At 59.1% G+C, this 9,232-nt stretch carries 10 protein-coding genes; 4 read left to right on the top strand and 6 right to left on the bottom strand.

Features of this window, described 5'->3' with window-relative positions:
* The 4 genes from MOV63_RS31250 to MOV63_RS31235 all read right to left on the bottom strand — a co-directional run.
* A partial coding sequence (locus tag MOV63_RS31250; RefSeq protein WP_247039603.1) for a plasmid recombination protein occupies positions 1-822 on the bottom strand: 822 nt, incomplete at its 3' end.
* Positions 823-827: 5 nt separating this feature from the next.
* Positions 828-1,034 (bottom strand): hypothetical protein, encoded by a 207-nt coding sequence (locus MOV63_RS31245; RefSeq protein ID WP_247039602.1) that lies wholly within the window; start codon positions 1,032-1,034, stop codon positions 828-830.
* A gap of 188 nt (positions 1,035-1,222) precedes the next feature.
* Complete coding sequence (locus MOV63_RS31240) at positions 1,223-2,227, bottom strand: hypothetical protein (RefSeq protein WP_247039600.1); 1,005 nt, start codon at positions 2,225-2,227, stop codon at positions 1,223-1,225.
* Between the two features lie 808 nt (positions 2,228-3,035).
* Complete coding sequence (locus tag MOV63_RS31235) at positions 3,036-4,037, bottom strand: site-specific DNA-methyltransferase (protein WP_247039598.1); 1,002 nt, start codon at positions 4,035-4,037, stop codon at positions 3,036-3,038.
* Positions 4,038-4,109: 72 nt separating this feature from the next.
* Here MOV63_RS31235 and MOV63_RS31230 point away from each other — a divergent pair, with 72 nt between their 5' ends.
* Both MOV63_RS31230 and MOV63_RS31225 read left to right on the top strand, forming a co-directional pair.
* Positions 4,110-4,337 (top strand): helix-turn-helix transcriptional regulator, encoded by a 228-nt coding sequence (locus MOV63_RS31230; RefSeq protein ID WP_309500858.1) that lies wholly within the window; start codon positions 4,110-4,112, stop codon positions 4,335-4,337.
* Positions 4,337-4,939, top strand: coding sequence for a hypothetical protein (locus MOV63_RS31225; protein ID WP_247039597.1), 603 nt, complete (start codon positions 4,337-4,339; stop codon positions 4,937-4,939). The genes MOV63_RS31230 and MOV63_RS31225 overlap by 1 nt, the downstream gene beginning before the upstream one ends.
* Here the strand turns inward: MOV63_RS31225 and MOV63_RS31220 are convergent.
* Positions 4,924-6,009, bottom strand: a complete 1,086-nt coding sequence (locus MOV63_RS31220; RefSeq protein ID WP_247039596.1) for a site-specific integrase — start codon at positions 6,007-6,009, stop codon at positions 4,924-4,926. The two genes, MOV63_RS31225 and MOV63_RS31220, sit on opposite strands and share 16 nt — an antisense overlap.
* Before the next feature lie 1,094 nt (positions 6,010-7,103).
* Positions 7,104-7,823: a Crp/Fnr family transcriptional regulator gene (locus MOV63_RS31215; protein WP_038543014.1), complete on the bottom strand. Its 720-nt coding sequence runs from the start codon at positions 7,821-7,823 to the stop codon at positions 7,104-7,106.
* 145 nt (positions 7,824-7,968) lie between these two features.
* Between MOV63_RS31215 and MOV63_RS31210 the strand changes: the two genes are divergently transcribed.
* Both MOV63_RS31210 and MOV63_RS31205 read left to right on the top strand, forming a co-directional pair.
* Positions 7,969-8,217 carry a DUF6894 family protein gene (locus tag MOV63_RS31210; RefSeq protein WP_038543016.1) on the top strand — a complete coding sequence of 83 codons (249 nt, stop codon included), beginning with the start codon at positions 7,969-7,971 and terminating at the stop codon, positions 8,215-8,217.
* Positions 8,218-8,473: 256 nt separating this feature from the next.
* On the top strand, positions 8,474-9,232 hold a 759-nt coding region (locus MOV63_RS31205; protein WP_247039595.1), incomplete at its 3' end, for a septal ring lytic transglycosylase RlpA family protein.

Below are 9,232 nucleotides of genomic sequence, written 5' to 3'. Positions count from 1 at the left end.
GGCATCGGCGCGACGGGCCGCGTCGGCCCGGAGCTTGGCCGCCTCTCCCTTCGTCCGATCGATGAACGCCGCCCCCTGATTTTTCAGGGTCTCGGCCTTCGCCAAGGCTTCCTTCAGGGCGGCCGCCTGGCGCTTCTCGGCCTGCCATTCGGCACGCGTCAGATGACGCTTGCCCGGCCCCAGCCGCAGCAGGCCGGACGGCTGGCCGACTTTCTGGTGATAGTCATCCAGCCAGCGCCGCATGGCGGCCTGGTATGCGGCATTCGCCCGCTTCGACAAGGCCTTGTCGTCCTCACCTGGTCGCGGCCCCGCGGCCGTCACCGCAGCCTTGGCTTGGAACCCCGGATGCAGGGGACCGGCTTTCATCGCCGGATCATCTGGAATGACATACGCGTGCAGATGCGGGTGGCTCTCGTCTTCATGCCGGATGGCGCTCACGAGCTGGTCGCCGTACTGCGCACGGAGCCATGCCACCGACCGACGTTCCCATGCCTGGACCTCGGCCGCGAGCTCCGGCGACGACCGATATTCCTCCATGGTCGCCGGATGCGACAGGATCACCGTCGCAAGGGTGTTCTGGTCCGCCCGGATCGCCCGGAGCTTGCCCCCCTTAACCTCCTGTCGGGCAGAGGATGCCCGTTCATCGTGAAGGACGCGCACCGCCTCCGGATCGAGCCCGAAGACAACGACCGGCGGGCCTGGTGCATGGACGTGCATCGAGGCGACCGGAACCCGGACGACCTCATCGAGGACGAACCCGACAGAGCGGCCGCCCTTGCCCTTCCTGCTGAAAAGCTCAATCCGGGTGAACTGGAAAGCCATCCGGATCAATCCCGGCAGGGGAACACCGTCCCCCGCCATGCCTTCGACTGTTCCCATCGGTCGAATGTCGCCATGTACCAGCGCGCGACATCCGCCACAGCTTCGTCATCTAGCTCCGCTCCGACGACATCGGACAACAGCCCCAAGGCCCGCTGCAGAGCCTCATATTCGACCTGTTCTTTCAGTGCTGGAATGTCGAAAACACGGATCATGGAACCCTCCTCTTTCAAGAAGGATCGCCACCGGCGGCGCAAGCCGCAACAAAGTTATATAGACCGGATATAGCATTCACTTCGTGAAAGCTCCGGCCCCTTCAGGGGGACCCTGCCGGGGGGCTTGTCGTCGCCCTCCAGACGACGAGACAACCGGACGGTTGCCACGGTGACGAGCGTTGCCGTCGTCACGCCGCTTCGCGGCAATCAAGAACCCACGGCCGCCCGTCACTCGGAGCCAATCGTTGGCGTCGATCGGCCTCCCGGGCGGCCCGCATTTTCGCCTCCCGGGCGGCCTGCTCGGCTGTCTCGAATGGAATCCGATCGTCAGCGCGCTTGCAGTCCAGCCGGACGACCGAGGCCCCGCAGAATACCTCTTCGATGATGCTCCGCAGCGCGTCCTCCTCAATGGCCCTTCGGGCGGCTACGGTATCCGCATCGCGCTCTGTCGCATCGACGGCATCGGCAAAGCCCTCGGCTCCGCCGTACTCGACGCGGCTCAGGAACGTCGCGGCGAGGCCGAACCGCATCCAGCGCCGCCAGATGGGTGCCTCCACACGGCCGACGATGTCGTCGCGCTCGTGGAGTTCCTGTTCGCCTTCCTCAGTCTCCGAAGCCGGGATGTCCAGCTTCTTCGCCAGAGCGGCGGACACGACGCACGTTCTCGTGCCGGGCATTACGTCCACGTATTCGCGCCACCTCTGCATCATGAAGGCATCACCATCGATGGCGGCCGACGCGATGTCCCACGGGGTCATGGACGACGCGGCCTTCGTCATGTCCTTATGACCGCCGGAGACTTCCCACGCCATGCTCCCCTTGGCCGTGTAGCCGCTCGCATCTTCCCAATCGTCAGCGACACGGACCCGGCAACCATGGCGATCGGAGACCTTGCCGCCCCTCGCACGAATCTGATCCTTGTAGGCCGCAGCAAGCCACCGGGCGGCCTTCTCCGCACGTTCACGGACGAGCGTTTCGAGCAGGTCGGCATTCTCCCCCGCACGGGCCTTTTCTTCGTCTGTCGGACCGTCCACCGGAATGCAGAGGTGCTGATGGTAATGCCAGCCGTTTACGCGGCTGTAGGTCACTTCCTGACCCACGACCACGCCCATGATACCGTATTCGGCCTGCGCATCGATCCATGCCCGGCCTTTCCGGGCCTTGCTGGATGCGTCCTGGATGAGCTTCTTCACATCGGCCAGAGACATCTCCTTCGAATGTGAAGCCGTCAGCACCAGCAGGCCGACTTGTCCACCCCTCCCGAAGGTCGCCTTGGCGACATCTTCGATCTTCTCTGCCCGTTCCAGCGCCTTCCATACTGCGCAGACCGGGCACAGCCACGGCGACCCGCAACGGTATACGCCGGAGACCCCCGCCCTGAATTCTCCGGTCGTCTCGTCGCAACGGAGGTGGACGTTGACCGAATCAGCTTCATAGCCGGGCCGACCACAACCGCAGACGGCAGGCCCACGCTCGGCAAGATCAGTCGGGCGGCAGAGCTTCTGGATACCTCCTAGAAGTGACCACCTCTTGACAGAAGAAGAGCCCTCCGGGCGGGGGAGAGAAGGCCCTCCGGCCCCACTGCGTGGAACCGTAGCTCCTCCACTCCCAAGGACCGGCGCTCCGCCCGGTCTCTGCGCGGCCTGTCGGCCTTGCGGTGCGGCGGCATTGGCGGCCGAGGAAGCAATTCCGTGGATAGAATCGAGAACGCCCCCGAATGCCCCGGAGGATGCTCCGGGTAGCGATGCGAAGGAGAAAATGCTGGATGCCGAGGCTTCGGCCTCTGGCAAAATTTGTTGACGCTGTAGGTTGTGAAAATTCTGTGTCCGGGCTGGCTGATATGCCAGCCCCCGGCTCAACTACCCATGTAGTGGGTATTTACAATCTCGCGGCCGTTGTTCACAATCATCGAACAGTTCCTTGACAAGACCGCCGGAGGGATCCCAGTCCCGTAGATGGCGGTCTTTTCATGGTCTCTGTCGGCGGGACATTAAACAAGGACTATTCGGCAGCTTCCCCAAACTTCAGTTTTGCCTGCGACCAATAGTCCGTAATGTCGACCGGGGCACCAGATTCAATCTTGAGGAATGCTTCGCGGAGTAGGTCTGGCTCTGTCTCTTTGGGCAAGAAACGAAATGCACTGGCTGCCAGATAGTCGAGACGCTCTTCGAAACTCAACCAACGACGACCTTCGGCCTCCGCTACTTGTCCGGTGGTGTTCGAACCTGCGAATATGTCCAAGACCACGTCTCCCGGATCAGTCAGGAACCTTATGAAAAACTCCGGGAGCTTCGCGGGGAATCGAGCTGGATGTCTTGCCGCGTCGACTAGCTTGCAACCAGCGACATAGGTTCCATTGGATTCTGTGTTCGATATCTGAAGGAGATTTGACGGTATCGCTCCACCATTGTCCTTTGCGAACCCGGTACCGATTCCATGCCCCGAAGGGCGGGTCCCGGGTTTGTAAAACTTCGAGGGATCTTCCATGAGCTTCAGCATCCTGTCCGAATAAGGGACAAGGACCTTGGAAACGTCAGCTTTCGGCCACTCGGTTTTAGAAAACCACCACAGATTATTGACCGAGTCCTTTGCACGAATCTTTCGCTTGTTCACCCACTCAATGGGCGATGGCAGCTTGGCAGGATTGTACCAATAGAAGTCCTCGGCGAGGAAAAATCCGAGCTCATCACAAAACCGGATGGGCAGTCTGAGATGATATAGACTCCGCGATGGAGTGCCCTTCTGGTATGCACCGCCGACATCCATCACCATGCTGCCTGTGGGTTTCAGCTTAGCGTAGACGAGCTTGGCGAAGTCCATCAGCCAATCAAGATATTCTGCTTGATCCTTATTCCCGTACGCCTTCTGACGCTGCAGCGCGAACGGTGGGGAAGTCATCACGAGATCAATGCTGTTGTCCGGAAGCTGCTTGAGCAGTTCTCTCGAGTCCCCGCAGTAGGCCGCTCCAAGGGGGGTTCTATAGGCAGCGGGCATTTCCAGCATCTTCAGGGTCTCTCATCTCGTTCACACTCATAGTGTGTAGACTCATAGTGGTCAGGGGTCAATCTCGGTGCCGTGAACGACTCAAACACCATAACAGCCAGAGTGACGCTTGCAACGAACCTGAAGCGTCTTCGACAGGAACTTGGACTCAGCCAGGAAAAAGTGGCTGAGCTCGCGGGGATTCATCGCAACTATCTCGGAGGTATCGAGCGGTGCGAGCGGAACGTCGGACTAGATAACCTGGAAAAGATCGCTGGGGCTCTTGGTGTCTCTCCTGCGGATTTATTGAAGGATATCTAATGGCACCTCATCCCGACTGGGAACGGCTTGAAAAACTGATGCCGGCTGTTCGCGAATTCCAATCGCTTGCAGTGGAACATGGCATAGACGACGTCTTCCAGGACAACGGCGGAAAAATCCTGCAGATGCTTCTCGCTCTCAATCTTCAGGGGATTCCCGGGAGAGAAGGTAATGATGCTGTCGATGCTGCCGGAAACGAATACGAGCTAAAGAGTGTCAACATATGGCTCACGGATAGTTTCTCGACCAACCACCATGTCAACATCCCAATCATCAACAAGTATCGGGAGGTGAAGTGGGTATTTGCCATATATGAAGGCATAGAGATGCGGCGGGCGTATTACCTGGAACCTGCGCAACTTGAGACGTACCTTTCTTCGTGGGAGGCAAAGTGGTTGGAAACCAAGAGAGACATTAACAACCCGAAAATCCCGCGCAACTTCGTCATGGAGGCTGGGACGCTTCTTTACACTGACCAACGCGAATTGGATCTGGCAAAGGCGGCTGCGATCCGGCGTGCGAAGACAAAGGCATCCGCCGATCGGCGGGCAGCCAAGAAGAAGGCACAGGCTGATCTGATCGAATCTCAGGCTGCTGAATGAGCTGTTGCTCCAAATAGGCGCGCCCTCTGCTCCTCCTTCGTGGGGTTGAGATATCGCATAAGAACGGCCACAGTCTTGTGGCCGGACTGCCTCATGAGCGTCTTCAGATCCGCACCGTTCGCCGCCATCCGGCTTAGTGCCTCGTGACGTAAGTCATGAATCCTAAGATCGGGGCAACCGGCTGCCTCTCGTATCTTCTGCCACTCATGTTCCGCTGAGTTCTTTGTCATCTTGAAGACGGCGGCATCGTCCGGCTCGCCTTCGGCTTGCCGAAGGAGCAAGTCATAGGCGCGATCGGAGAGGGCGACGTACCGATGCTCGTTTCCTTTCACATCCTTCTCGGGTATCACGATGAAGCCGTGCTCTCGGCGCACCCAACCCGCGAGGATGCTGCGAACTTCTCCCGCACGCATCCCGGTGTCCAGGAGGACAGGGAACAGGGCTTGCCATTGGCGGTTCTGCCACGTCTCTCCGGTGAGGGCTGACCAGATGCATTCTTCCTCTCCCGGGCGAAGCCGTCTATCTCTGCCTGCGCCAGGTTGCGGGATGCCGCGCCGTCGCTTCCGGAGCGAGGCAATGGGGTTCGAAGTCTGGACCGACTTCTCATGGATCAGCCACTCATAGACCGCACTCACGGTATTCAAGTTGTTCCGGATCGTGGAAGCTGCTTTTCCGTCATCCCGGCGTGCGTCGCGGAAGGTGACGAAATGCTCCACCGTCAGCTCCCGGAGAGTCTTCGACGCGAAGTCCTCCCGTGCCAGCATGTTCAACATTGCGACCTCTTGCTCGGCTCCCTTCTTCTCCGGAGTGATCTTGTCGCGGTAATCCTCAAGGGCATCCTTGAAGGGACGATCGAGGTAGCCCTTCGACGTTCCGGGCTTCGGCTCAAGCCGGGGGTCTTTCCATGTGCCGAGGCGCATGGCAGACTCCGTTGCGTCGATCCACACTTGGGCGTCGCGCTTCGACTTGAAGGTATTCGAGATCGAGCGGGACTTGCAGGGCCCTGTGAAGCTATCCGGAAGCCGTGCCGTGACCGTCCATTTCCCCGCGCGCTTCGTAATGCTCGCCATGCCGCTTTTTCCTGCTTTCTGCAACAATGCTGCAACATATCGCAGAAATTCCGAAAAAATGCAAGTTAATCAGTACATTTCAACCGGTCTTGAAAACCGGCGTGCGGGAAACCGTACCGTGGGTTCGAATCCCACCTCTTCCGCCATCCCTCCCTCGCATAGCCTCGCTTTGCCCCTTGTAACATCGGCCATTTGCGTGCCAGTTATGTGCATGCTTTCGCATCCATTCGCACCAATGCCCACACGTTTGCGGGCATAAATGCGGGCATCGAGGTGCGAAAATGTGGGCATGGAAACACGGGGCGATGGCGGGGCTACAGGCTGGGTGTGCGAAGAGCATGCAAATAAGCCATGGAGCGGCCACCGGGCGTGTGGCTGCGGCGCCGTCCGGCGGATGCCCTGCCCCAGATGCTGCCTTGACGCCGACTGAAACGCAGACCCCGAACGTCTCGGCTGCGTTTAAATCCGTGGCTGGGAAGATCGTGCAGTTAGGCCGGCGCCAACCTCGCCCGTTCGGACGACTATACAAACCTCAGTTCGGGATTGAAATCCGATGCGGCCAACACCCCAATCGGTCGGCCGCAATTCAAAACCCCGCCTAGTCAGCGGGGTTCTCTTTGAGCAACAATTGCGCGCGGCAATCAACGCCTCGCTCTCGCGCCATAGCGAACCAGGATACTTTCCGCGAACTGGTTTCTTACTTGTACCTCGTTTTCAACGCATTTCGAATAGAGGTCCGTCCCCTGCTTGTCGTGACAGCTACGTTCAGCTGAATTTCTGAATGATCTTTGCATCTTCCATTCCTCTGGCGTTTGGGTCTGGCAGGCAGTCAAGGCAAACGCTGAAACAGCAAGTAAAAAGTACTTCATAAAATCCCCCGGAATAACTGACGAGATTATGACGAACTTCCGCAGCGTGTCGAGGCTCAACTAGCATTGCGCGAAGTTTGATCCCGTCTATGTGTCTGAGGTGGTGGGGTGATCGCAGAAGGCCGGTTGGGTAGAGGCTTGCCATACATCAGGTTCAGCGGGTGACCGGTCTTCCGCCATTGTTGGCGTATCATGATACCGCACCGTGATTCTCCCTCACGCCTCTCACCGCGGCTCCACCGACAGGCTCAGGTAGGTGGGATCGAATTCGGCCACCTCCTGCAATCGTTGCCAGTCGAGAATGGTGATCGTCTGGTTGGACCAGGAGATCAGGCGTTCTCGCCTGAGCGTCTGGATGACGCGGTTCATGTGGACGAGCGACAACCCCAGCACATCGGCCATCTCCCCCTGCGAGAGCGGAAGGTGAAAGCTCCAGCCGTTGGTGCGGCGGACCACGTCCAGCCGGACGTAGAGTTCGCAAAGGATATGCGCGAGATGCGAGACTTTGGAGCGTCGCCCCATGGCGACGATCCAGGCACGGTGGATGGAGCCGTGGATCAGCGTATCGAGCCACAACATCCGGGTCAGGTGCGGATGCTGTTCTGTCACCTGCTTCAGGTCTGAATGGTCGCAAAGGCTGACATGGCATGGGGAAAGCGCGACGACGCCGTGGTCCATGGTTTTCAGCAGGAAGGCGTGCAGGTCGACGAAATCCCCGGCGACGTGGATTGCCGTGATCTGCCGCGTGCCTTCCGCCGTCAGTTTGTATCGGGCAGCGAATCCGTCGACGAGCAGGCTGCTGTAGCCGGGCCTCGATCCCTCCGCGACGAAATCCTCTCCTGCCAGAAAACGCCGCTCACGGCCGACGATGCGCCTGAGAATGTTGCGCTCTTCATCGGTAAGAACGTCGTGCTGTTCGAGGTTGAGAAGTAGAGAGTCGATCACGGTTATCCTCGGCGGCGCATTAATATCGAGGTAAAGAACGGATGAGGAGGCTATATAGATCCATCGGAAAGACTGACCCCTGGACGGGAACAAATGTCCGCAAAGGAAATTCGGGACGATAAATACTCAGGGCAGTGAGCATGGCATGGCGCGATACTTTTTCGATTTGATCAATGGTGATGGACCTGTGCGTGACAATGAGGGCCAGGAAATATCGACCCGCGAGGAGATCAGCCGGGAGGTGAGCCGGATCTTGTCGGACATTGCCCGCGAGGAGTTCCCCGAGCGGGGGAAGGGCGCGATCTCGATCGAAGTCCGTAACGAACATGGTCAGCCGGTGTTTACCGGGCGCCTGTCGTTCCAGACGCAATGGCATGATGAACCGGAACTCTGACTATGTAATCTCGAAGTTATTCGGGTGTGTACTGGGCTTTTAGAGCGGTTGTTATTTACGCATCATTAACCATATTGAATAGAATTTTATCTATGTGTCCAATTTCACTCGCATTTTCGCCACGTTGCCAGCAAAAGTTCATTTCCATTAAGTCCGCGGCATAGGGGTATGTCTCGGATCGGTTCAATGGCTGTGAAAAGTGGCGCGGTTACGAGGACCGTTTGCGGCGTATCGCAGTGAAGGCGGCATGGGACGGATGAGTTTGGGTTTGAGTGGCGGCAAGCTTTCGCTGGGTGCGAAATGGCTCGGGATGACGATGGTCTGTGCAGGGATGGCGTCCTGCGCCACGACCGAGGCACCGAAATCGAAACCCCGCAGCAAAGAGTATTTCTCCGAAAAGGAATATGGCGTTAAGGCGAGCCCGCGCGTGGTCGGCGACGGCCGGCCCGTGCCGAAGGGTGGCGGCCGCTTCATGGTCGGCCAGCCCTATGAGGTGAAGGGCCAGACTTACGTTCCGAAGGAAGATCCGAATTATAACAGGAGCGGTCTTGCCTCCTGGTACGGCTCGGCGTTTCACGGTCGCCTGACTGCCAATGGCGAAGTCTATGACAGCGACCACCTGTCTGCCGCGCATCCGACCTTTCCGCTGCCAAGTTATGCCCGCGTGACCAATATCGACAACGGCACCTCGGTCATCGTCCGGGTCAACGACCGCGGTCCGTATCATCCGGGCCGCATCATCGACGTCTCCGACAAGACGGCCGAGTTGCTCGACATGAAGCGGATCGGCACGGCGCATGTGAACGTGCAATATGTGGGCCGCGCCCGCATGGACGGGAAGGACATGCCGTTCCTGATGGCGTCCTACATCCGCAAGGGCGACCGCCTGCCGTCGATCCGGCCGGAAGGCCAGATCGCAACCGGCGTCATGGTCGCGTCGAACCAGACGCTGGGCGACCAACTCCAGAGCTACGGCTCGGCCATGCCGCGGCCGATGGCGCTGGCCGGCCGGACC

This window comes from Neorhizobium sp. SHOUNA12A (assembly GCF_023006505.1).
In the GTDB taxonomy this organism is placed as follows: Bacteria; Pseudomonadota; Alphaproteobacteria; order Rhizobiales; family Rhizobiaceae; genus Neorhizobium.
Note: the sequence above shows the minus strand (reverse complement) of the source record. Positions and strands in the feature narration are given on the sequence as shown.

Bases quoted from the DNA above. Each gene is read 5' to 3' on its own strand.
- MOV63_RS31245 (WP_247039602.1), bottom strand. From the start codon at position 1,034: ATGATCCGTGTTTTCGACATTCCAGCACTGAAAGAACAGGTCGAATAT.
- MOV63_RS31225 (WP_247039597.1), top strand. From the start codon at position 4,337: ATGGCACCTCATCCCGACTGGGAACGGCTTGAAAAACTGATGCCGGCT.
- MOV63_RS31210 (WP_038543016.1), top strand. From the start codon at position 7,969: ATGGCGCGATACTTTTTCGATTTGATCAATGGTGATGGACCTGTGCGT.
- MOV63_RS31220 (WP_247039596.1), bottom strand. From the start codon at position 6,009: ATGGCGAGCATTACGAAGCGCGCGGGGAAATGGACGGTCACGGCACGG.
- MOV63_RS31235 (WP_247039598.1), bottom strand. From the start codon at position 4,037: ATGCTGGAAATGCCCGCTGCCTATAGAACCCCCCTTGGAGCGGCCTAC.